22 protein-coding genes are annotated in these 23579 nt (G+C 69.0%); 13 read left to right on the top strand and 9 right to left on the bottom strand.

What is annotated here, in order from left to right:
• On the bottom strand, positions 1-646 hold a 646-nt coding region (locus tag VFY73_RS26840), incomplete at its 3' end, for a GTP-binding protein (RefSeq protein ID WP_329724646.1).
• Positions 647-786: 140 nt separating this feature from the next.
• Positions 787-1617 carry a CsgG/HfaB family protein gene (locus tag VFY73_RS26835; protein ID WP_329724645.1) on the bottom strand — a complete coding sequence of 277 codons (831 nt, stop codon included), beginning with the start codon at positions 1615-1617 and terminating at the stop codon, positions 787-789.
• A gap of 44 nt (positions 1618-1661) precedes the next feature.
• On the opposite strand from VFY73_RS26835, the gene VFY73_RS26830 reads away from it, so the two are divergent.
• From VFY73_RS26830 to VFY73_RS26805, 6 genes are all read left to right on the top strand, one after another.
• On the top strand, positions 1662-2570 hold the full coding sequence (locus tag VFY73_RS26830; protein ID WP_329724644.1) for an Fpg/Nei family DNA glycosylase: 909 nt from the start codon (positions 1662-1664) through the stop codon (positions 2568-2570).
• Between the two features lie 132 nt (positions 2571-2702).
• Positions 2703-3107, top strand: coding sequence for a hypothetical protein (locus VFY73_RS26825; protein WP_329724643.1), 405 nt, complete (start codon positions 2703-2705; stop codon positions 3105-3107).
• 138 nt (positions 3108-3245) lie between these two features.
• Complete coding sequence (locus VFY73_RS26820) at positions 3246-4142, top strand: amino acid ABC transporter substrate-binding protein (protein WP_329724642.1); 897 nt, start codon at positions 3246-3248, stop codon at positions 4140-4142.
• 8 nt (positions 4143-4150) lie between these two features.
• A complete protein-coding gene (locus tag VFY73_RS26815; protein ID WP_329724641.1) occupies positions 4151-4885 on the top strand; it encodes an aspartate/glutamate racemase family protein in 735 nt (244 codons plus the stop codon).
• A complete protein-coding gene (locus tag VFY73_RS26810; protein WP_329724640.1) occupies positions 4885-6126 on the top strand; it encodes a D-amino acid dehydrogenase in 1242 nt (413 codons plus the stop codon). Before VFY73_RS26815 ends, VFY73_RS26810 begins: the two co-directional genes overlap by 1 nt.
• Before the next feature lie 30 nt (positions 6127-6156).
• The gene (locus VFY73_RS26805; protein WP_329724639.1) at positions 6157-6621 is read left to right on the top strand and encodes a RidA family protein; all 465 of its coding nucleotides are present in this window, start codon (positions 6157-6159) and stop codon (positions 6619-6621) included.
• Positions 6622-6646: 25 nt separating this feature from the next.
• Here the strand turns inward: VFY73_RS26805 and VFY73_RS26800 are convergent, their stop codons facing one another.
• The 7 genes from VFY73_RS26800 to recG all read right to left on the bottom strand — a co-directional run bounded on the left by VFY73_RS26800 (position 6647) and on the right by recG (position 16531).
• Positions 6647-7537 carry a LysR family transcriptional regulator gene (locus VFY73_RS26800; RefSeq protein ID WP_329724638.1) on the bottom strand — a complete coding sequence of 297 codons (891 nt, stop codon included), beginning with the start codon at positions 7535-7537 and terminating at the stop codon, positions 6647-6649.
• Positions 7538-7559: 22 nt separating this feature from the next.
• On the bottom strand, positions 7560-8072 hold the full coding sequence (locus VFY73_RS26795) for a Dps family protein (protein WP_329724637.1): 513 nt from the start codon (positions 8070-8072) through the stop codon (positions 7560-7562).
• An 84-nt stretch (positions 8073-8156) separates the two neighbouring features.
• On the bottom strand, positions 8157-8513 hold the full coding sequence (locus VFY73_RS26790) for a hypothetical protein (RefSeq protein WP_329724636.1): 357 nt from the start codon (positions 8511-8513) through the stop codon (positions 8157-8159).
• Positions 8510-11191, bottom strand: coding sequence for a cysteine peptidase family C39 domain-containing protein (locus VFY73_RS26785; protein ID WP_329724635.1), 2682 nt, complete (start codon positions 11189-11191; stop codon positions 8510-8512). The genes VFY73_RS26790 and VFY73_RS26785 overlap by 4 nt, the downstream gene beginning before the upstream one ends.
• Before the next feature lie 156 nt (positions 11192-11347).
• Positions 11348-12271 carry a hydrogen peroxide-inducible genes activator gene (locus VFY73_RS26780; protein ID WP_329724634.1) on the bottom strand — a complete coding sequence of 308 codons (924 nt, stop codon included), beginning with the start codon at positions 12269-12271 and terminating at the stop codon, positions 11348-11350.
• A gap of 297 nt (positions 12272-12568) precedes the next feature.
• Entirely contained in the window at positions 12569-14128 is a 1560-nt protein-coding gene (locus VFY73_RS26775; RefSeq protein ID WP_329724633.1) for a M4 family metallopeptidase, read from the bottom strand.
• Positions 14129-14419: 291 nt separating this feature from the next.
• Complete coding sequence (gene recG / locus VFY73_RS26770; RefSeq protein ID WP_329724647.1) at positions 14420-16531, bottom strand: ATP-dependent DNA helicase RecG; 2112 nt, start codon at positions 16529-16531, stop codon at positions 14420-14422.
• Positions 16532-16674: 143 nt separating this feature from the next.
• On the opposite strand from recG, the gene VFY73_RS26765 reads away from it, so the two are divergent.
• The 7 genes from VFY73_RS26765 to VFY73_RS26735 form a co-directional block, all read left to right on the top strand.
• Complete coding sequence (locus tag VFY73_RS26765) at positions 16675-16818, top strand: hypothetical protein (protein ID WP_329724632.1); 144 nt, start codon at positions 16675-16677, stop codon at positions 16816-16818.
• A gap of 149 nt (positions 16819-16967) precedes the next feature.
• Complete coding sequence (gene queA, locus VFY73_RS26760; protein WP_329724631.1) at positions 16968-18077, top strand: tRNA preQ1(34) S-adenosylmethionine ribosyltransferase-isomerase QueA; 1110 nt, start codon at positions 16968-16970, stop codon at positions 18075-18077.
• On the top strand, positions 18074-19186 hold the full coding sequence (locus VFY73_RS26755) for an HD-GYP domain-containing protein (RefSeq protein WP_329724630.1): 1113 nt from the start codon (positions 18074-18076) through the stop codon (positions 19184-19186). The genes queA and VFY73_RS26755 overlap by 4 nt, the downstream gene beginning before the upstream one ends.
• Positions 19187-19204: 18 nt before the next feature.
• A complete protein-coding gene (tgt, locus tag VFY73_RS26750; protein ID WP_329724629.1) occupies positions 19205-20353 on the top strand; it encodes a tRNA guanosine(34) transglycosylase Tgt in 1149 nt (382 codons plus the stop codon).
• Between the two features lie 4 nt (positions 20354-20357).
• Entirely contained in the window at positions 20358-20495 is a 138-nt protein-coding gene (locus VFY73_RS26745; RefSeq protein WP_329724628.1) for a hypothetical protein, read from the top strand.
• Positions 20496-20615: 120 nt separating this feature from the next.
• Positions 20616-22034, top strand: a complete 1419-nt coding sequence (locus tag VFY73_RS26740; RefSeq protein WP_329724627.1) for a serine hydrolase — start codon at positions 20616-20618, stop codon at positions 22032-22034.
• A gap of 252 nt (positions 22035-22286) precedes the next feature.
• Positions 22287-23579: IPT/TIG domain-containing protein (locus VFY73_RS26735; RefSeq protein ID WP_329724626.1), on the top strand; the 1293-nt coding region annotated here is incomplete at its 3' end.

Here is a 23579-nt window from a genome sequence, read left to right as displayed (position 1 = left end):
CGTAGGCCGGGTTGTCGAGTCCGGCCAGTATCTCGTCATCGTCCTGCTTGTTGCGGTCCTCGCCGCCCTTGAAGACGCGCATCTGCTTCTCGCGCAGATCCATCACGCCGTGGAACACCTTGCCCATGCCGACCGGCCAGGTGAACGGCACCACACCCATGCCGAGCTCGCGCTCGATCTCGTCCATCAGCGCCAGTGGCTCCTGCACCTCGCGGTCCATCTTGTTGACGAACGTCAGGATCGGCGTGTTGCGCGCGCGGCAGACCTGCAGCAGGCGCCGCGTCTGCGGCTCCACGCCGTTGGCCGCGTCGATCACCATCAGCGCCGCGTCGACGGCGGTGAGCACGCGATAGGTGTCCTCGGAGAAATCCTGGTGGCCGGGCGTGTCGAGCAGGTTGATGACGCAGTCGCGGTACTCCATCTGCATCACCGACGACGCCACCGAGATGCCGCGCTGCTTTTCGATCTCCATCCAGTCGGACGTCGCATGGCGGCTGGCTTTGCGCGCCTTCACCGAGCCGGCGATCTGGATCGCGCCCGAGAACAGCAACAGCTTTTCCGTCAGCGTGGTCTTGCCCGCGTCGGGGTGGGAAATGATCGCGAAGGTGCGCCGGCGGCGCACATGGGGCGTGAGGTCGGAGGCCATGGCAGGTCAAGCGCGGCGCCGCGGCGCGCGGGCCGGGCGGCGAGAAGAAGAAACGGCCGAAGGTCCAGGCCGTGCAGACGTGGATTATCGGCTGCCCGCTTCCCCGGGGGCCAGCGGGCCGTCCGATGCGCCCGCAGCGGTCAGGACCTGCGTTGGCCGACCTTCGTCGGCACCGGTGGTGGCAGGTCCTTGGCCTGCAGCTCGCGCACCGCGGCCACCAGCTGGTTGTGCGCGTCGAGGAAGGCCGCGGCGATCACCTTGCCTTCGTTGCTGTTGCTCCAGCCGGCGCCGGCGGCGCCGCCCAGCTTGCCCAGCACCATGCCGCCCATGCCGAGGTCGGTCACCCGCACCGAGCCGGTCGCTGCGGCCACCTGTTCGGTGGTCTCGTTGTCGGTCAGCAGCAGGGCCACCTGCGCGTCCTTCAGCTTGACGTGTTCGGCCACGCCGACGAGCTTGTCCAGCACCGGAATCATGCCGAGGATGCCGCCGATCTCGCGGCCGGCGTCCTTCTCGGAGAAGGTCAGGCTCGGCGTCAAGGTGTACTGCGCTTCGTAGCCCTTGCCCTTGTCGACCGTGTTGCCCTGCTTGCGCAGCACGCCGGCGTCTTTCAGCTCTTGCTCCTGGATCGTTCCGCGCAGCCCGGCGGCGCGGTCGACGACGCGAAAGCAGTTGCTCTGCTGGGCCAGCAGCCGCACCAGCGGCAGCGGCGTCGGCGGCAGGTGGTAGCTGCTGGAGTAGGTGTAGCCGTGCGGGTTCTCGACCAGCGCGAGCGTGGCCACCGGCGCATCACAGCGCTGCAGTTCACGCGCCGCGTTGTGGGCACCGGTCGGGCCCGCCGAGCCGGTGACGATCGCGCCCCCTTCGCCGAGATCGGTCTTGCTCTTGCCGCAGCCGGCGAGGCTGAAGGCGGCGGCCAGCGTGGCCGCGGCGAGTGCCAAGCGCTGGGCGCCTGTGCTGGTGGTCGTTGTCATGTCCCTCCTCCTGGTCCGCGAAAGGCTGCGATGATGCCAGCACCGTGCCTGAACTCCCTGACGTTTCTGTCTACGCCGAGAGCCTGGCTGCGAAGCTAGGGGGTGGGGTGTTGCGGCGCATCCGCATCGCCAACCCGTTCCTGCTGCGCACCGCGGTGCCGCCCATCAACGCGGCGGAGGGTCGGTCGGTGCACGGCGTCGAACGGTTGGGCAAGCGGGTCGTCATCGTGTTGCAAGGCGACGTGCCCGACGAACCGTCGCAGGACTGGTTCCTGGTGCTGCACCTGATGATCGCCGGCCGCCTGCATTGGTACCCGGCCGGCGCCAAGCCGCCGGCCAAAGGGGCGCTGGCCTTCTTCGAGTTCGACGCCGGCACGCTGGTCTTCACCGAGGCCGGCACACAGCGCCGCGCATCGCTGCATCTGGTCGTCGGTCGCGAGGCATTGGCGGCCATGGACCCCGGCGGGCTGGAGGTGCTGCAGGCCAGCCAGGCCGAGTTCGACGCCCGCCTGCTGGCCGGCAAGCACACCTTGAAGCGGGCGCTGACCGCACCGCAGGCCTTCAGTGGCATCGGCAACAGCTACTCCGATGAAATCCTGCACCGCGCGCGGCTGTCGCCCGTCACGCTGACCACGGCGCTCGGCGCCGACGAGCGGGCGCGCTTGTTCAACGCGACGCGCGAGGTGCTCACCGAATGGACCGAGCGCCTGCGCGACGAGGCTGCGCGCAGTGGTGGCTGGCCGAAGAGTGTGACGGCATTCCGGTCCGAGATGGCGGTGCATGGCCGCTTCGGCCAACCGTGCCCGGTTTGCGGCGCACCGGTGCAGCGCATCGTCTATGCCAGCAACGAGACCAACTACTGCGCCCGCTGCCAAACCGGCGGCAAGCTGCTCGCCGATCGTGCGCTGTCACGGTTGCTGAAGGCCAGTTGGCCGAAGACGTTGGACGGCTAGGCTAGCGCGCGGCAGTGCGTCAAGGCACGGTGATTGCTGGACCCGGGCATGCTGGACGTCGTCGCTGCATGTCACCGTTCTTTACGTTGGCTTCACGCCTGGCCAACGCGCCGCTCGCAGCATCGAACGATCATGAACGAAGCCCTGCAATCCTCCGCGCCCAGCGGCGAGGCCGGCGCCGCGTTGGTGCCGCTGTATGTCTCCGGCGTGTTTCGCGAAGCGCCGCTTGCCTTTCGGGCGCAGCTGATCGAATGCCTGATGCGGCCCATGGGCGCCCTGGGGCTGGTGGCCGTCGCCAATGGTGTGTTCGCGGCCTTGCGCCAGCGCCACGGCTGGGATCACTTGCAGGTGACGGTGGACGACACAGCGCGCATCAACGCCGACCAGGTGTTGGAACTGTCGGCCTACCTGCAGCAGACCGCGCCGGACGTGTTCGGCCAGGTCGCCGAGCTGGTCAGCCGCCAGCCGGCGGTGGCCAGCGGCCTGAGCGCGATGCTGTTGCTGCACGTCGTGCGCTCGAGCTTCAAGCGACGCTGACGCCGCGCGCGCGTGGGCGAGGTGGCCAACCATCAGGCCGCCTGATGGTTGGCCGCGCAAATGCGATGCACGCCGGCGCCGCCACTGCCTAGCATCGGAACCATGCCTGCGGCCTGTCGCCGCTTGAAAGGAGTTCCGATGCGCCTGTCCCCATCCTTGGCCGCGTGCGGCTGCCTCATCGCGCTGATCGGCGGCGGCGCGCACGCCCAGGCTTCATCCACGCTCGACAAGGTCAAGGCCAGCGGCAGCCTGGTGCTGGCCTACCGCGAATCGTCGATCCCGTTCTCGTACCTTGGCGCCGATGCGCGACCCACGGGCTTTGGCTGGGAGGTCTGCGCCAAGGTGGTCGAGCAGGTCAAGAAGGCCACCGGCCGCGCCGACCTGCAGGTGGCGACCCAGGCCGTGACCTCGCAGAACCGCATTCCGCTGCTGCAGAACGGCACCATCGACATCGAGTGCGGCTCAACCACCAACAACAGCGAACGCGCCAAGCAGGTGGCGTTCGCGACGAACTACTTCTACACCGGCACACGCTTGCTGGTGAAGGCGGGCTCGCCGGTGCAATCGCTGGCCGACCTGAACGGCAAGAAGGTGGTCTCGACCACCGGCACCACCAACTACCAGGTGCTGCGCAAGGTCAACGCCGAACGCAAGCTCGGCTTCGAGTTGATGGCGGCCAAGGACCACGCCGAGTCCGCCCTGCTCGTGCAGCAGGGGCGGGTCGATGCGTTCGGAATGGACGACATCCTGCTCTACGGTCTTCGCGCCAGCCTGCCCAACCCGGCCGAGATGGCGGTGGTCGGCGAGGCGATCCAGGTCGAGCCCTACGCCATCATGCTGCGCAAGGACGACCCGGCCTTCAAGAAGCTGGTCGACGACACGCTGGCGGCGCTGATCAGGAGCGGCGAGTTCGAGGCGCTGTACAAGAAGTGGTTCCTGTCGCCGATCCCGCCCAAGGGCATCAACCTGAATGCGCCGATGAGCCCGCAACTGCGGGACAACCTGAAGGCGCTGTCCGACAAGCCGGCCACCTGAGCTCCGCCGTGAGCGACAGCAGCGCTGCGGCCGGCGTGGTCGGCATCCTGGGCGGCATGGGTCCGTTGGCCACCATCGACTTCATGCACAAGATGCTGCTGGCCACCCCCGCGGCCACCGACCAGGAGCATGTGCCGGTGGTCGTCAGCTCGATCCCGCAGGTGCCGGACCGCAACCAGGCCTTCCGTGGTGATGGCGAATCCCCGCTGGCGGCGTTGGTGGCCAGCGGCCGCCGCTTGGCCGGTGCCGGGGCGCAGATGGTCGTGATGCCGTGCAACACCGCGCACCTGTGGTTCGACGAACTGCAGCAGGCGCTGGAGCTGCCGATGCTGCACCTGGTCGACGCCGCGCTGCACGACGCGGTGGCACTGGCCGGCCCGTCCGCGCGCATCGGGCTGCTCGCCACCGACGCCTCGCTCGCCTCGGGGCTGTACCTCAACCGCCGGCCGCAGGGCGCGCCTGCCGTGCAGTGGCTGCTGCCGACGGCGCGCGAGATGCTGGACTGGGTCATGCCGGGCATTGCGGCGGTCAAGGCGGGTGATCTGCCGGGCGGCGCCGATCGCCTGCTCGCCGCCGCGTTGGCCTTGAAGCAGCGGGGCGCCAGCGCGCTGGTGCTGGGCTGCACCGAGATTCCGTTGGTGCTCGACGCGGCCAACGCGCCACTGCCGGTGATCGATGCAACCGCCGCGCTGGCGCAGCGGGCCGTGGCGTGGTCATTGGGCCAACGGCGGCAGGCGGCCTGATGGCGCGCCGACACGCCTGCATCGTCGGCGCCGGCATCGTTGGCTGCGCGACGGCCTATGCGCTGGCGCGCGATGGCTGGCGTGTCACCTTGATCGACGCGCTGCCGGCGGTGGGGCAGGGTGCCAGCCTGGCCAATGGCGCCCAGCTGAGCTACAGCTATGTCGAACCGCTGGCCACGCCGGCCGCGCTGCGCGCCATGCCCGGCTGGCTGATCGCGAAAGGCAGCCCCCTGCGGTGGCGCCCGCGTGCCGAGTGGGCCCATTGGCGCTGGCTGCTGGATTTCGTCCGTGCCTGCCGCCCGGTGCAGGTGCGCCGCACCACCGAGGCCTTGCTGACACTGTCGTCGCTCAGCCGCGAGACCTTGCACACCTGGTTGGCCGAGATGCCCGGCGTGGCCCAGGCGCTGCACCATGCGCGCCCGGGCAAGCTGGTGCTGTACCGCGATGCAGCCGCCCGCACCGCCTTGCAGCGTCAGCTCGTCTGGCAGCAGGCGCTGGGCTGCCGGCAGCGCTTGGTCGATCGCGACGACTGCGTGGCGCTCGAACCTGCGTTGGCTGCGTCGATGGCGGAACAAATCGCCTTTGGCGTCTGGACCGACAGCGAAGAGGTCATCGATGGGGCGAGGCTGTCGCAAGCGCTGGCCCGAGCCAGCGGCGCCGAATTGCGGCTGGGCGAACAGGTCGTTGGGTTCGACCGGCACGGGTCGCGTGTCGGCGGCTTGCGGATGGCGTCGGGGGAGTGCATCGCCGCCGACCACGTGGTGCTGGCGGCGGGCGCCGCGGCACCGGCCCTGGTTCGCCCGCTGGGCCTGCGGCTGCCGATCGAGCCGATCAAGGGCTACAGCCTGACGTTGCCGGTGGCCGACGCGGCGGCGGCGCCGCAGGTCAGCGTGACCGACGCCGCCCGCAAGATCGTCTTCGCGCGATTGGGCCCGACGCTGCGTGTGGCGGGCTTCGCCGAACTCGTCGGCTCCGACCTCAGGCTGGCGTTCGCGCGGCTGCAGATGCTGGGTGATGCCGTGCAGCAGGCGTTCCCCGGTGCCTGCGACCTCGACGGCGCGCAGCCCTGGGCCGGGCTGCGGCCCGCCACGCCCGACGGCCAGCCGCGGATCGGGCCGACGCCCTGCCCGAACCTGTGGCTCAACGTGGGCCATGGCGCCTTGGGCCTGACGCTGGCAGCCGGCAGTGCGGCCCGGCTCGCCAGCCTGATGCGTCCGGCATGCGCCCCAATCGGCCGTTAGCATGGCCAGGCGACAAGAAAGGACAACGAGATGGACGATCCCGTGGTGCAACGCCTTCAGGCGCTCGGGCTGAGCTTGCCGACGCTCACGCCGCCGCGCGGCCGGTTCCAGCCGTTCCAGCTGGCGGGCTCGATGCTGTATCTGTCCGGCAAAGGCGCACCGGCGCGGCCGGGGCACGGTCAGGTACCCAAGGTCGGCGCCGAGGTGTCGATCGAACAGGCGCAGGCGCACGCCCACGACGTTGGCCTGTACCTGCTGGCGGTGATCCAGCACGCGCTGGGTGGCTTCTCGCGGGTGCGGCAGGTGGTCAAGGTCCTCGGCATGGTCAACGCCACGCCGGATTTCACGCGCCACACCGAGGTCATCGACGCCTGCTCGGCGCTGTTCGTGCAGGCGCTGGGCGAGCGGGGCGAACATGCCCGCTCGGCCATCGGCGTCGGCTCGCTGCCGATGGGCTTCGCGGTCGAGATCGAGGCCATCGTCGCCGTCGATTGACTGGCCACCAGCGCAGTGCCGAGGCTCAGGCCGGCGGGCTCGTGACCGCGCGGAAAGCGGCGATGAAGTCGGCCACCGGCTGCGGCGAGCGCAGCCCTTGCGGCAACAGCGCCGTCACCTGCACCGGCACCTCGGGCAGCACGGTGCGCACGTGCAGCGTGTCCCGGTGGCTGGCCTGCGCGGTGAACGAGTCGATGATGGCCGGGCCGAAGCCCTGCTCGGCCAGCACCATCGCGATGTGGTGCGTCTGCACGGTGATGCCGGCCTGCGGTGCCAGGCCCAGCCGTGCCCACTGGTCGGCCAGCATCGCGCCGAGCGGATCACGTTCGTCGATGCGGATGAACGGTGCGCGAAGCACGTCCGCCAGCGCCACGGTGCTGCGCCTGTCGGCAGCGGCGCGGCCGACGCGTGACACGCAGACCAGCCGCCCGGTGGCCACGGCTTCCTGGTGCAACGCCGGGTGCGGCGAGCTGCCGTAGACGATGCCGACGTCGCCCTCTTGCAGCGCGATGGCGCGGGTGATCTCGCTCGAGTGCAGCGTGCGGATCGATACCGGCATCTCGGGGTGGCGGGCACGAAAGCGCTGCAGCGCAGCCGGCAGCGCACTCACCGCCAGCGATGGCACGACCAGGATCCGCAGCTGGCTGCCTTCACCACTGCCCAGGGCCTCGGCCAGCCGGCGCACCGATTCGAGCTGCGACATCAGGCGCTGCACCTCGGGGTACAGCGCCTGGGCTTCATGCGTCGGCACCAGCCGGTTGCGCTGCCGCGTGAAGAGCTTGAAGCCGAGCTGCAGTTCGGCATGCTGCAGCGTCTGCGTCACTGCCGGCTGCGTGACGTGCAGCAGCCGTGCCGCGGCGCTGACCGTGCCGGTCAGCATCACCGCGTTGAAGGCCTCGATGTGCTTCAGGCGCATCGACGGGGCCGGTGCGAGCGGGTCACTCCTCGAGCAGGCTGCGCAGCATCCAGGCGGTCTGCTCGTGCACGGTCAGGCGCTGCGTCAGCAGGTCGGCCGTCGGCTCGTCGCCCGCCTTGTCCGCGAGCGGAAAGATGCTGCGCGCCGTGCGGGCGACGGCCTCGTGCCCCTCGACCAGGATGCGCACCATTTCCAGCGCCTTGGGTGGTGTGGCCGGCGCGTCCTTCAGGGAGCTGAGCTGGCCGAACTGGGCATAGCTGCCCGGCGCCGGGTGGCCGAGCGAGCGGATGCGTTCGGCCACCGGGTCGACAGCGTTCCACAGTTCGGTGTACTGGGCCATGAACATCGCGTGCAGCGTGTTGAACATCGGCCCGGTCACGTTCCAGTGGAAGTTGTGCGTCGTCAGGTACAGCGTGTAGGTGTCGGCCAGCAGCTTGGCCAACCCGCCAGCGATCGCCGCACGGTCCTTGTCGCCGATGCCGATGTTGATCGCCACGCCGGTACCGGCCGGGCCTTTGCTCTTAGTTTTCGCCATCTCGTCGCTCCTGAGGGTGATGCAAGCGACGCTACTTTATGCGCTGAGTTTTTTCAGGGCTGATTCGGATGGTTTTCGGGCGTCTTACTCTTCATCCCAGAGGTCCGGGGGCGGTGCATAGGCGCCGTCGGCCAGTATCTTCAGCCATCCATGCGCCTCATAGAAGACCGCCAGGTCCAGGATCTCATAGACACCGGCGGACACTGCGCGCAACGTGATGAGGCTATGTCGATGGTGAGTCCAGTCCCCCCCTGCGACGGCCGGGGCACGGTCCTCTATGGCTTGACGGTCCCAGTCTTGAACAGTACCCACGGCCTTGGTCAAAGGGCTCTGAAGGTGGACTTCAAAAGTCGTCCCGATCAAGCAGACGGATGGAATGTCTTTCTGCGCGACGAGCTGTCGATTGACCAGATTGTCCGGAATGTTGATGTGGAGTTTCAAGACGGTGACCTCCGGGTGATGACGACTTCGCCGCTGAAGTACTTGGAGAATGTACTGGCGGGGCTGTAGTACTGCCTGCCGTGCGGATCTCGAATGGCGACGACCTCCATGCGGTGTCGTGTGGTGACCGCGTCGACGACCACAGCGTGGGAGAAACCGTTCTCCTCATTCCTGATTCTCACGATGACCGGCAGACCGTCTTGTGTGTAGCGCGCCAAATCCTTGACAGTCCGGCCCTTGAAGAGGGAGGCGCTGATTCCTTCCGATTTCAAGAGACCTTGAATTTCGTGCATCGTGATGCCGCGGGGCTCTGGCCCGATACGGTCGATCAAGACGCCCACATCGACCGTCTTTCCGTGGGTGTCGAGCACCATGACACAAGAATTGGCGCCACAGGTTGGCAACCTCCCTTGGCTGACCACCAGCCGGTCGCTGTTTCGCGGGATCGAATCGCCGGTCAACGGGTGCTTGCGCGCCTCGTCAATGCGACTGGGCATCCCGGGTGCCAAGTTGTCGGCGTTGTCGGCCGCCCCGGCGCTGCGGGACAAAGCCCCCCGCGGTGTCGGTGACAGCAGCCCCATTAACGCCCCGGCACCACCAGAGACGACGGTGTTCGTCCCGACCTGCTTCAGGCCATCAAGGAAACCGCCTTTCCAGGTTTCGCTTTCGGTCGAGGTGCGCACCGCACCATCGGCCGCGCCGGACTGGGCACCGATGATCATCTCGTTGCCGGCTTTGCTGCGCAGCGTGCCCAGCGCGGTGCTGCGCGTCGTCGCCACGGCGGCATCGTCGACCAGGCCGGTGCCCAGCGATGCCGCCCGTCCGATCGGCACCGCGCCGGTCGCGCCCGATGCCGTGCCGATCAACACCTGCCGTGCCACTTCGGTGCCGCCGGCCTGCGAGTTGACGACGGTGTAGGCCGTGCCGCTCGACACGCCCGCGGCGAGGGCCGACATCGCGGCCACCGTCAGCGGCGCCGCGGTCCCTGCGGTGCCGACCGTGACGACCACCGAGGCGGTGACCGCCGCCACCGTCGCCGCGGTGTCGCCCGCCTGGTTCTTGGTCTCGACCAACGTCTTGATGTTCTCTTCCGAGAAGCCGGCGTAGCGCGCGGCGGTCTCGATGTCGCCTTGCTTCAGCGCGGCTTCAGAGGCGTCCAGCGTGCGCTCCAGCCGCTCGCCGTCGGTCTCGAAGCTGAAGTCGGCGCGGAACAGCTGCTGCGCGAAGCCGACGCCGCTGGTGTCGCCTTCGAAGGCCTGCAGCTCCCGTGTGCGCCGGTTCTGCTCGGCGATGACGGTGGCCGGGTCGGCCTTCATGTCGATCGCACCCCGGTCGTACAGCTGGCCGACCAGCTCCTTCTCGTCGCGGCCGTCCAGGTCGTCGGTCAGGTCCGCGCGCAAGTCGCTGCCGTAGCGCTCGCGGTAGGCGGCGGCCACGGCGTCTATCTCGCTCTTGGTGTGCGCGCCGAGGATCTGCCGGACGCTGTCTTCGTCGGTCCCCGCACCATCGAGCGCCCGGTGCAGCTCGATGGCATCGTGGTCGATCTGCCAGGAGGCGGCGGCCGGGCCCTTCGCCGCCGGCGCCTGCAGCAGGTGCAGGATGCCGGCGCTGTCGTCGCCGCTCAGGTCTTCTTCCAGGCGGCTCTTCATGTCGACGCCGTAGCGTTTCTCGAAGGCCGTGCTGATGGCCTTGATCTGCTCGGGCGTCTTGCCCTGCAGCGCGCTTCTGAGCGCGTCTTCGTCGGTGCCCATGCCGTCGACGGCTTTTTGCACCTGGATCGCGCTGTCGTCGGCCTGCCAGGTGGCCTTCGCCGCCGGATCGCTGGTGGGCGCTTCCAGCAGGTGGGAAATCTCGTCCTGGTCGGTGCCGCTCAACTCGTCGTCCAGGCGGCCTTTCAGGTCGTCGCCATAGGCCACCTGGTAGGCGGTCGAGATGGCCTTCACCTGTTCGGGCGTCTTGCCGCGGAAGATGTCCAGCAGTGTCCCTTCGTCGGTGCCCCAGCCGTCCATCGCCTGTTTGGCCTTCGCCGCGTCCGCCTGCGCTTCGCCGGCCGCCGTGTTGCCACCTTGCGGCGCGAGCAGGTTCGTCAGCCGGGTGCTCTCTTCAGGGGTCAGGTAGAGCCGAGGCACCTCGTTGGGGTCGCCGCCCTGGATCTGCTTGAGCAGGTACTGGGCGGCGTCCTGCGGGTCGGCCGGCCCGCCGTAGCGCTTGGCATAGGCCTGCGCCAGGTCTTGCCGGCCTTTCGCATCGAGGCCGTCGACCAGGTCCAGCACCGTGTCGTTGGAGCGGTCGTCGATCGCCTTGTGCAGCGCCACGGCATTGGCGTCCGACGGGTTCGCCTGCAGCAGCGATTCGGCACGTTTCGCCTCGTCGCCACTGAGTTCGTCGCGCAGCACCTGGTCGAGGTCCTTGCCGTAGTTCTGCTTGAACGTCCGGCTGAGCAGGGCCAGTTCGTCGGCGCTCTTGTCCTTCAGCGTCGACCAGACCTGGTCTTCGTCGGTGCCCCAGCCGAACAGGCCGCCTTCGGTCGCGTCCCACAACCGCTTGGCGTCGGAGGTGGCCTGCTGCTCGGTGTAGCGCGGCGGCGCAGGGGGAGGCGGCGGCGGCGGTGGAGGTGGCAGGGCCGCGGCGGGGGGCGCCCAATAGGCCCCAGACGTGCCGACGTCTGAAATCTGCATGTTGTTGTTCCCTTTGGGTTTTGTGTGTGGCATGCGCAGGGACAACCCCGCCATGCATCAGAGACACCTCAACCCTATGACGGCAGGGCCCCGGGAACAACGCCGAGACTTCGTAAGCGACACATCCGCAAGTGCCGCGATGGCCGCCAGCGCGCGTTAGCTGGTCAGCCGTTTCATCCCCGACAACTCGCAGGCGTAGACCGCGTTGCGCAAGGCGGCGATCGCCTCGTAGCGGGTGAAGGTCTTGCGCCAGGCCAGCACGACGCGGCGCGTGGGCACCGGCTCGGCAAACGGGATGAACACCACATGGGTCTGCGGCTCGCGTGGCACCGACAGCGCCGGCACCACGGTGACGCCCATGCCCGAGGCGACCATGTGCTTGATCGTCTCCAGCGACGAGCCCTCGAAGCTTTTCTTGATGCCCTCGGCATCGCTCGAAAAGCGCGCGAACTCGGGGCAGACCTCGAGCACGTGGTCGCGAAAGCAATGGCCGGTGCCCAGCAGCAGCATGGTTTCGCGCTTGAGCTCTTCCGACGTGATGCGCTCGCGCGACGCCAGCGGGTGGGTCCTCGGCACGGCGGCCATGAACGGCTCGTCGTACAGCGGCGCGATCGCCAGGCCCGTGTCCGGGAAGGGCTCGGCCATGATCGCGCAGTCGAGCTCGCCGGTGCGCAGCATGTCCAGCAGCTTGACGGTGAAGTTCTCCTGCAGGATGAGCGGCATCTGCGGCGTGTGCTCGATCGCGTTCTTCACCAGCTCGGGCAGCAGGTAGGGCCCGATGGTGTAGATGATGCCCAGCCGCAGCGGGCCGGCCAGCGGGTCCTTGCCGCGCTTGGCGATCTCGCGGATGCCCTGCGCCTGCTCGATCACCTGTTGCGCCTGGCGCACGACGGCCTCGCCCAGCGGCGTCATCGTGACCTCGTTGCTGCCGCGCTCGAAGATCTTCATGTCGAGTTCTTCTTCGAGCTTCTTGATCGCCACCGACAGTGTCGGCTGCGAGACGAAGCAGGCTTCGGCCGCGCGGCCGAAATGGCGCTCGCGGGCCACGGCGACGATGTAGCGCAACTCGGTCAGGGTCATGGGCGCATTCTGCCCCCGGGCGCCGTTTTCTCAGGACCGCGGAAGCGGGCCGCTCCATCCAGGGCGCGCGCGGATCCGGCTTTGCCGGTCCGCTGCGTGGTCTGGTCGATGTCGGGGCTTCGACTGACTCAGCCCGGACGGTGCAAGGCGCCGCTCCGAGTTGGCGCCATGAAAGAGGCCACCGGCAGGTGGCCTCTTTCATTGGCGCTCTCCAAGTGGCGTGCGCGGATCCGGCTCAGCCGGTCCGCTGCGCGAGCCCCCTTGGGGGGCAGCCCCGAGAGGGGCGTGGGGGCCCAGTTACGGCCGGTTGACGGCCGTCCAGGCGGCGTGCACCGCGGCCACTTCGGCCGAGCCGGCGCCGTACAGGTCGGTCGCGGCCTTGACCGTGTCCAGGCGGGCCTTGGCGAAGGTTTCGCTGGCGGTCATGTAGGTGGCCAGCGCGCGGTACCAGATCTTGCCGGCCTTCTCGCGGCCGATGCCGTTCACCGAGCCGTTGCCGGTGGCCACGCGGGTGTTGCCGGCGACGCAGGTCTTGGACGGCGAGCCGTTGCTCGTGCCTTCGGCCAGCAGGAAGAAGAAGTGGTTGGCCACGCCCGACGAGTAGTGCACGTCGATGTTGCCGACGCCCGAGTACCAGCAATCGGCCGAGACGCCGTCGCTGCTGGGGTTGATCATGTTGCGCAGCGGCGGGTTCGACAGCTTCTCACCGATCAGGTAGTCGCCCGGGTCGTTCGCGTTGTTCGCGTAGTACTCGGCCATCGAGCCGAAGATGTCCGACGTGCCTTCGTTCAGGCCACCCGATTCACCCGAGTAGATCAGGCCGGCGGTGCGCGAGGTCACGCCGTGGGTCATTTCGTGGCCGGCCACGTCGATCGACACCAGCGGGTTGAAGAAGCTGCCGTCGCCATAGGTCATGCAGAAGCAGCTGTCGCTCCAGAATGCGTTGTCGTAGTTGTTCGCGTAGTGCACGCGCGAACGGGCGCCGCGGCCGTCGTCGGCGATGCCGTTGCGGTTGTGCACGTTCTTGAAGTAGTCCCAGGTCACGTTCTGGCCGTAGGCCGCGTCGGCGCCGACGGTCTCGTTGCTCGACTCGGCGTTGTTGCCCCAGACGTTGTTGGTGTCGGTGAAGATGGTTTCGCTGCCCGTGGTGTGCTTCATGTCCACCACGTAGTGCTTGCCGCGGGTCAGATCCTTCAGCTTGTACTTGCCGGTCGTTGCGTTGTACTTGTCGTGCAGCGTCACGTTGCCCGCGTACAGCGTGCGGCCCTGGCCGACATCGTCGCCGGTGTGGATGTCGTCCCAGCGGTCCAGCACCTTGCCGCCGGCGCCGAGGATGACGTGGTGTTCGCTCGGCGTGCCGTCGGCCTGCACGCCCTTGACGAGCGCGTCCCAGGCCAGTTGCGGGTGGGTGTCGCGTGCGTAGACGACCAGCCGCAGGCTGTCGAGCCTGCCGTCGCGATGCGGGAAGGCGGCCAGGGCCTTGGCGCCCGCGTCACGCGAGCTGAGCTGCGGCTTGACGTCCAGCGCGATGCGCGCGGTTTGCGAGATCGACAGGTCCTGGAGCTGGCCGCTGGGCGACAGGTGCACCACCAGGTCACCGCCGATCACCGGCAGGCCGCGGTACTGGCGGGTGAAGCGCACATGCTGCGAACCGTCGGCGTCGGCGACCAGGTCGCGTGCCCGGAAGCTGTCGCTGGCGGACACGTGGCCGGCGACGGCCCCCTGGCTCTTCAACTGCGACAGCGCGCGCTGCACGGCCGGGTGATCGGCGGCCGGCGTGGCGGCTTGTGCCGTCAGCGCAGCCAACGAGGCCAAAGCAGCGATCGTCGCTTGATGAATCAAGGTGAACTTGGTCATGGTGTCTCCAACGTTGGGATTGGGGGGAACCGGCATGCCCGGCGTCGCGGGCCGCAGTCTTTGCACCTGCGGCCGGGGCGGCAGCTGGACCGGGCAGGTGCTGCGCCGACTGTCGGCGTCAGCGGGGCACGCCAACCATCCCGAGAACTGGGGGGCGGGTTAACGCCTCTTCACGCGTCACCGGGCATGACGTCACCCGCCAGTTGGCGAGTGACCATGATGTCTAGTTGATGCTTGTTGATCATTGCGCCGGCCAAGCCGGTGTTGCCGAGTGCCCTGGCGCTCTTGGCGTCACGCCTTCAAGTAGTCGAGCTGATGCCCCAGCCAGCGTGTGACATGGGCCTGCGCGGCCTGCGGGTGACGGTCCAGCAGCCAGCTGGCCTGGCGGCGCGCCTGGGCCAGCAAGGGGGCGTCTTCGGCCAGATCGGCAAAACGCAGCAAGGCATCGCCGGACTGGCGCGCGCCCATGAACTCGCCCGGCCCGCGGATCTCGAGGTCGCGGCGTGCGATCTCGAAGCCGTCGTTGGTCTCGGCCATCGCGCGCAGGCGCTGCTTGCCGCTGTCCGACAGTGGCGTCGAATACATCAGCACGCAGACGCTGGCGACCTCGCCGCGGCCGACCCGGCCGCGCAGCTGGTGCAGCTGTGCGAGGCCAAAGCGTTCGGCGTGTTCGACCACCATCAGGCTCGCGTTCGGCACGTCGACGCCGACCTCGATCACCGTGGTGGCGACCAGCACCGCCAGCTCGCCGGCCTTGAAGCGCGCCATCACCGCGGCCTTCTCGGCGGGTTTGAGCCGGCCGTGGATCAGGCCGACCTCGACGCCGGACAACGCGGCGCTCAGCTGCGCGTGGGTCTCGGTCGCGTTGCGCAGCTCGGCCATCGGTTTGCCGCGCGCGGGCTTGGCCGGAGCCTCGCCGGTGTCTTCGGCGGCTTCGATCAACGGGCAGACCCAGTAGATCTGCTTGCCCTGGGCGATCTCGTCGCGGATGCGCGCGATCAGCTCGTCGCGCCGGTTGTCGGCGATCAGTTTGGTCACGATCGGCGTGCGGCCGGGCGGCAGTTCGTCGATCGTCGATACCTCCAGGTCGGCGAAGTAGGTCATCGCCAGCGTGCGTGGGATCGGCGTGGCGGTCATCATCAGCAGGTGCGGCTCCGTCTGCCGTTCGCCCGGCAGCTGCAGCTTGCGTCGCAGCGCCAGCCGCTGCGCGACCCCGAAGCGGTGCTGTTCGTCGACCACCGCCAGCCCGAGCCGCGCGAACTGCACGTCGCCCTGGATCACCGCGTGGGTGCCGACCACCAGCGCGGCCTCGCCGCTGGCCACCGCCGCCAACGCACGGTCGCGTGCCTTGCCGCGTTTGCTGCCGGTGAGCCACGCCACCTGCACGCCCAGCGGCTGCAGCCACTGCACCAGCTTGGCGAAATGTTGCTCGGCCAGGATCTCGGTCGGTGCCATCAGCGCGCATTGCCAGCCGGCGTCGATGGCCACGGCGGCCGCCAGTGCCGCGACCACCGTCTTGCCGGCGCCCACGTCGCCTTGCAGCAGGCGGTGCATCGGCCGGCCCAGGCCCAGGTCGGCGGCAATCTCGTGCGTCACGCGTTGCTGGGCACCGGTCAGGCGAAACGGCAGCGTGGCCAGCAGTTGCGCGTGCAGGCCGTCGGGCCGGGCGACGAGCACCGGCGCGGCCAGCAGTGCCCGTTCACGCCGCGATTGCGCCTGCGCCAGCTGCTGCGCCAACAGCTCTTCGAACTTCAGCCGCTGCCAGGCCGGGTGGCTGTGGTCTTCCACTGTGGCCAGCGCGGTGTTCGGTGGCGGGTGGTGCAGGAACAGCAGGGCCTCGCGCAGCGGCGGCAGACCGGCGGGCACCACGCCGGCTGGCAACACCTCGCCCAGGTTGGCGCGCAGCAGGCCCGATGCCACCGCCTTGCGCAGATAGGCTTGTGGCAGCGCGGCGGTGGTGGGGTAGACGGGCGTCAACACCGCCGCCAAGGGGGTGTCGGGCTGCACCGCCTTGAACTGTGGGTGAACCATTTCGCGGCCGAAGAAGCCGCCGCGCAGTTCGCCGCGCGCGCGGATGCGGGCGCCGGGCTGCAGCGTTTTCTGGTGCGAGGGGTAGAAGTTGACGAAGCGAAGCACCAGCGTTTCGCCGACGTCGTCGACCAGCCGCACCACCAGCTGGCGCCGCGGGCGGAGCTCGACCCGTGCGTCCTGCACCACCGCCTCGATCTGCAGCGTGTCGCCGGGTCGGGCCTGGGCCAGCGGGGTCAGCGAGGTTTCGTCTTCGTAGCGCAGCGGCAGGTGCAGCGCCAGCGCGATCGGCGTGTTCAGGCCCAGCGTTTCCAGCGCTCGTGCCGGGCCGGATTTGGCGGCGGGGCTGGTCGTCGGGCTGGGCATGCGCGGCATTGTCACTGCGGCCACCGGGCGCCCCAATGCAGCACTTACGCCACAGGCGGTGACCCCTGCTTGCGACTGCTCACGAACCCTGAGTGCCGTTGTGCCGAAATCACAGGACAATCCGTCCGCGCCGTATCTCAGCAGTTTTCACCATGCGATTTGCCCTTCGCCTGTTCGTTCTGATCGCCACCGTGCTGGGCTTGGGCGTCGCCTTCGCATGGGCCTGGGACCGCTCCGACTCCCGTGCCCAGGCCAGCCCGGCCGCCGTCCAGGCGCCGGCCGCCCCTTCCGACTGAAGACTGCACGATCCGGCCCGCCCAGCGCGGAACCGAATCGCCCCGGCGCCGCCTAAGACGGGCACGCCGCGCGCAGGGCCATGACGGCCTGGCGCTGGCGTGGAACAATCCGGCCATCGTGTTTGAAGGCCGGTGAAGCCTGCAAGCCCATGCCCGTCCAAAACCGCTGTACCTACACCCTCGCCGATTTTGATTTCACGCTGCCGCCTGAACTGATCGCGCAGCACCCGAGCCCCGAACGCAGCGCCTCGCGCCTGCTCGACGGCCGCGGTGAACGCCCGGTGGACCGGGTCTTTCGCGAACTGCCCTCGCTGCTGGCGCCGGGCGATTTGCTGGTGTTCAACGACACCCGCGTCATCAAGGCCAGGCTGCTGGGCGAGAAGCCCACCGGCGGCGCGGTCGAGGCGCTGGTCGAGCGGATCCTGCCCGACACCGCCGGCGAGCCGCCGCACCAGGTGCTGGCCCATCTGCGCGCCAGCAAGTCGCCCAAGCCGGGCAGCAGCGTGCGTTTCGGCCAGGCAGGGCCCGGCGGCGTGACCGGCTTCGATGCCGAGGTGCTGGGCCGCGCCGGGCCGGACGATTCACTGTTCCGCCTGCGTTTTCCGGCCGATCCGTTCGCGCTGCTGCAGGCCCACGGCCATGTGCCGCTGCCGCCCTACATCACCCACGCCGACGCGCCGGACGACGAGCAGCGCTACCAGACGGTGTTCGCCGACCGCCCCGGCGCGGTGGCGGCACCGACCGCGTCGCTGCATTTCGACGACGGTGTGCTGGCGGCGCTGGCGGCGCGCGGCGTATCCAACGCCCGGGTCACGCTGCACGTCGGCGCCGGCACCTTCCAGCCGGTGCGCAGCGAGAACCTGGCCGAGCACCGCATGCACAGCGAGTGGTTCGAGGTGCCCGAGGCCACGGTCCGGGCGATCAGCGAAACCAAAGCCGCCGGCCGTCGCGTCGTGGCCGCCGGCACCACGACGCTGCGGGCGCTCGAATCGGCCGCCAAGCGCACGCCAGGCCAGGGCCTGATCGCCCCACAGCGCGGTGAGACCGACATCTTCATCACGCCGGGCTTCGAGTTCGAGGTGGTCGACCGGCTGATCACCAACTTCCACCTGCCCAAGAGCACGCTGATGATGCTGGTCAGCGCATTCGCCGGCCATGAGCATGTGATGGCGCTGTACCGCCATGCGATCGAAGCGCGCTACCGCTTCTTCAGCTACGGCGACGCGATGCTGCTGGACCGCGCCCGCACCATGCCATGAAACTCGTGCCGCTGGGGCAGGTTGCTGCGCAGGTCAAAGGCGCGGCCCCCCTGCCTTTCAGCGTGCGCGACGCCCAGGGCGGCTTGCTGCTGGCCCGCGGCAACCTGATCACCGATGACGCGATGCGCCAGGCGCTGCTCGAGCGCGGCGCCTTCGTCGACCTGGACGAGGTGCATGCCGGCCAGCGCGACAACGAATTGCCACTCGGCGAGCGGCGGCTGAACCAGTGGCGCGGCCTGATGACGCGCCTGAACGTGACGCTGCAGGCCCCAGCGGCCAAGGGCCTGGAGACCAGCATCCGCGGCATCGCCATCGAGCTGGCTGCGCTGGTGCAGAGCGACCCCGACATGGCCCAAGCGCTGCTGGCGCACCCGGACCTGAGCGCCGAGCTGCCCTACAGCGTGGCCCATTCGGCCCGTGTGGCGGCGACCTGGGCCTTGCTCGCGCTGCGCCAGGACGGCGCCGAGCCGGCGACGCTGGAGGTGCCGCTGTCCGCCGCGCTGACGATGAACCTGGGCATGCTGCAACTGCAGGACCGGCTGACCCACCAGGCGGGCCCGCTGAAGCCGGCGCAGCGCGACCAGATCCAGCAGCACCCGAAGCACAGCGCAGCGATGTTGCGGTCCGCTGGTGTCACCGAGCCGCTGTGGCTGGCGATGGTCGAGCAGCACCACGAGGCCGGCGCCAGCACCGAAGCCGGCAAGGCCGGGCCGCTGCCCGAGGCGCGCCGGCTGCACATGATCGACATCTACTGCGCCTGCTTCGGCTCCCGCGCGCAGCGCCCGGCCTTGCTGCCAGACGCCGCAGTGCGGCGCCTGTACCTGCGCCATGCGAAAGACCCGATCGCGCTGGCGCTGGCCAAGGAGTTCGGGCTCTACCCGCCCGGCACGGTGGTGCGCCTGGCTTCGCTCGAGCTGGCGCTGGTGCTGCGGCGCGGCACCGCGATGAACGCGCCGATCGCGATCGCGCTGCAGAACGCCAGCGGCGAGGCGCGCCTGACGCCGGTACGGCGCGACACCAGCCAGCCCGGCCACACGGTGGTCGCAGCGGTCAACCCGTCGCTGCTGCGGGCGCGCATCCCCTGGGCGCAGCTCTTTACGCTGTTCTAGCCAGCGACAATCCGGGGCATGCTCCAGTTCGAACTCCTGGCCACCGAAGGCCACGCGCGGCGCGGCCGCCTGACGCTGAACCATGGTGTCGTGCAGACGCCGATCTTCATGCCAGTGGGTACCTACGGCACCGTCAAGGGCGTGCTGCCGCGTTCGCTGCACGACATGGGCGCGCAGATCATCCTCGGCAACACCTTCCACCTGTGGATGCGCCCCGGGTTGGACGTGATGCAGCACTTCGGCGGCCTGCATGGCTTCGAGAACTGGGCCAAGCCAATCCTGACCGACTCGGGCGGCTTCCAGGTCTGGTCGCTGGGCGAGATGCGCAAGATCAGCGAAGAGGGCGTCAAGTTCGCCTCGCCGGTCAACGGCGACAAGCTGTTCCTGACGCCCGAGATCAGCATGCAGATCCAGACCGTGCTGAACTCGGACATCGTGATGCAGTTCGACGAGTGCACGCCCTACGAGACCAAGGGCCACCTGACGACCGAAGCCGAGGCGCGGCATTCGATGGAGCTGAGCCGGCGCTGGATGAAGCGCTGCATGGTCGAGTTCGAACGCCTGCAAAACCCCAACGCGCTGTTCGGCATCGTGCAGGGCGGCATGTTCGAACACCTGCGGCAGGAGTCGCTCGAGGCGCTGGTCGAGCTCGACCTGCCCGGCTACGCGATCGGCGGCGTCTCGGTCGGCGAGCCGAAGGAAGAAATGCTGCGCATCATGGCGCACACGCCGCACCGGCTGCCGGCGCACAAGCCACGCTACCTGATGGGCGTGGGCACGCCGGAAGACCTGGTCGAGGGCGTCGCCTGCGGCGTCGACATGTTCGACTGCGTGATGCCGACCCGCAATGCACGCAACGGCCACCTGTTCACGCGCTTCGGCGACCTGAAGATTCGCAATGCGCGCCACAAGAGCGACGAGCGGCCGATCGACGAAAGCTGCCGTTGTTACGCCTGCGCCGGTGACGGTAGTGGCCAAGGCGGCTTCAGCCGCGCCTACCTGCACCACCTGGAGCGTTGCGGCGAGATGCTGGCGCCGATGCTGGCCACGATCCACAACCTGCACTACTACCTGAACCTGATGAAGGAAGTGCGCGATGCGCTGGACGCGGGCCAGTTCGCCGCTTTCCGCGCCCGCTTCGCGGCCGACCGCGCGCGCGGCGTCTGACACCGTGCTGGCCCGCGCCTTGTTCGACGATGCGGCGCGCTGGCGCGTGTGGCCGGGGCTGGCTTTGGGGCACTGCAACTTCAGCGCATTCGCCAACGGCTACCGGCCGGCCGACGCCAAGGCGGCATTGGCCGAAACCTAAAATCTCTGGCCGATTGCTGCAATCGGCCAGGTGCCGGCAACCTTCGGCAAGACCCTGCGTCACACCGTCGCGACGATGCATGGCGAACGGGGGCCGTTGCTCCCGGTGTGGAGCCGTTTGATGTCGTCACCCTTGCAGCGCCTGCTGGCGCTGGTTGCCGTTTCATTGACCGCCGGCCTGGCCGGCTGCGCCGATCTGCCGCCCGTCCGGGCCGTGCGCATTGCCACTGCCGCCACCAGCGAGGTGATGTGCAACGCGGCCTTCGTGTCGCGGCTGGACCCGCAGCGCGCCGCCGACGACGAGATGCGCCCGGCCGGCGGCATGGGGCTGATCGCCTGGGGCTTGCGCAGCGAGGTCGACGCCGAACGCCATGAGGTGCGCACCACCTTCGCCGGCCAGGCGCTGGGCCGGGCGACATGGCGCGAAGGTGGTGGCTGCACGGTGGTGCACGGTGACGCGCCGCTGCCCCCGCTGGCCCGGACGGCCCGGGTGGCGCAGCCCGACCCGTTCCCCGGCCTCGCCGTGCCGGCACCGGTGCCGGCACGCGATCCGCGCCTCGCGGCCGCCGTCGACGCGGCCTTCCAGGAGACGGCCGGCGCCACGCCCCGCCGGACCCAGGCGGTGCTGGTGGTGCAGCATGGGCGCATCCTGGCCGAGCGTTATGCCGACGACATCCGGGCCGACACGCCGCTGGCGGGCCACTCGATCAGCAAGTCGGTCGTCCATGCGCTGGTCGGCGTGCTGGTACGCCAGGGCCGGCTGAACCCGGACGCCCCGCTGCAGCTGCCGGCATGGCAAACGCCCGGCGATCCACGCGCCACGATCACGCCGAATCTGCTGCTGGCCAATGCCAGCGGCCTGCCGTGGGACGAGGCCAACCGCGGCTGGGACGGCGCGACCCGCATGTGGCATGTCGAGCCCGACCCGGCGGCGTTTGCGATGCGCGTGCCCGCCGAGACCGACCCCGGCACCTTCTTCGCCTACAGCAACGCCGGCTGGACGGTGCTGTCGCGCGTGCTGCGCGACCTGAACGGCGGCAGCGCCGAAGGCTTCAACGCCTTTGCCGAGCGTGAGCTGATGGCACCGCTGGGCATGCGCGACACGGTGCTGACGATCGATGCGACCGGCACACCGATGGGCGCCAACCTGTTCTTCGCGAGCGCACGCGACTGGGCCCGCTTCGGCCTGCTGTATCTGAACGATGGGGTGGTGAACGGCCGGCGCCTGTTGCCCGAAGGCTGGGTGCACGAGGCCCGTACACCGACGCTGGACGCCGGCTACGGCCGCGGCTTCTGGCTCAACCACCGCCACGACCGGCATCCGCTGCCCGGCCACTGGGGCCTGCCCGGCGCGCCGTCCGAAGCCTTCTTCGCCCGCGGCTACCTGGGCCAGTTCATCGTCATCGTGCCGAGCCTGGACCTGGTGATCGTGCGGCTCGGTGTCAGCTACCGCCAAGGGGGTGACGTCGAGACCGTCGGCAGGCTGGTCGGCGAGGTGGTGGCGGTCTTGCGCGGCGCGGCGATCCAACCCTCGAAGTGAGACGCCAACCTACCCGGGTGCAACAAGGCCCTGCCCAACTGCAACGCAAGAGCCCCATGCCGTAACGCAAGGTAACTGAGATTGTTGGCCACAGTTGGCCGCCCCTAACATTCCTGCGTAACGTACAGCTGACGACCCGACGCCGGGTTCGGCAGCGACGATCCGGGACGCGAAGTACCACCCTCGAGCGAGGCGCGTGGCAGGTCACCGGCAAGCAGAGATCGAGGCTTCTTTCAGGGGGGAGTGATGTTCATGCATCGCGGGGGAGGCGGCAACGTCCGTCATTGGCTGGGTGCGCGCGGCGCACTCGTGCAAGGGCTTCAACGGGCGCAGGGTGGTCAACGGTGGTTGCTGTTGACGCTGGCCTTGCTGCTGAGCCCGCTGGCCATGGCGCAAGTAAGTTATGTGTACGACGAGATCGGGCGGCTGGTGCAGACGGTGGCGCCTGACGGCGCGAGCGTCCAGTACAGCTACGACCCGGCCGGCAACATCAACGGCGTGCGGCGCACGGCCGCCGATGCCTTGAGCCTGGTGGAGTTCACGCCGAATGCGGGCCCCGTGGGCACGTCGGTGACCTTGTACGGTTCGAACTTCACCGCACCGAACACCGTGGTGAAGTTCAATGGCAAGGTGGCGACGGTGAAGCCGGGCGCCACGGCCAACGTGATGACGGTGAAGGTCCCGAGCGGTGCGACCACCGGCAAGATCTCGGTGAGCAACGCCAGCGGCAACGTCTCGAGCGCGACGAACTTCGTCGTGGGCGTGGGCGTGCCGATGCCGACCATCACCGGCTTTACGCCGGACATCGGGAAGACGGGCGATCTGGTCAGCATTTCCGGAACGAACTACCAGGCAGCGGCCACGGACAACAAGATTGCCTTCGGCCAGGCGTATGCGCGCACGCTCACCGATGCGGACAGCCCGTCGCCGACGCTGCTGAAGACGAACGTGCCGGCGGGTGTGCCGTCCGGCCAGATCAGCGTGACGACGAAATACGGCAAGGCCGTCAGCGCGACCGATTTCTACGCTGTGCCCGCCGGGTACGCGGCGACGGACTTCGAGGTGAAGACGCGCCTGACCGTGGGCGGCCCGATGCGGCCGATCACGATCTCGACGCCGGGCAAGAAGGCGCTCGTGATCTTTGACGCACCGGCGGGGCAGTACCTCAACCTCGTCACCCGCAGCGGCACCTTCCCCGGCGCCGTCACTGCCGAGGTGTACCGGCCCGACGGGACGAAGGTGGAAAGCCTGTCCACGGCCAAGGACGGCGTCGAAGACTTCGTCAACATCATCGGAAGCAACGGCGGCACCTACACGATGGTGTTGCGGCCGACCGGCACCGAGACCGGTACGGTCAATGTCAACCTCGTCCAGAGCGTGCGCGGGACGATCGGCATCGATACTGCGGAGCCCAAGACCGTGAAGTTGGGCGTTGGGCAGAACGGGCGCTACACCTTCAGCGGCTCGGCGGGGCAGGTGCTGCACCTGCTGGTGTCGAAGAACCTGATGGACGACGGCAACAGCGGCACCACGGACTACACGTTC

The sequence above is a fragment of the Ideonella sp. genome, from assembly GCF_036277275.1.
In the GTDB taxonomy this organism is placed as follows: Bacteria; Pseudomonadota; Gammaproteobacteria; order Burkholderiales; family Burkholderiaceae_C; genus Ideonella.
This window is presented reverse-complemented; position numbering and strand designations above follow the sequence as displayed.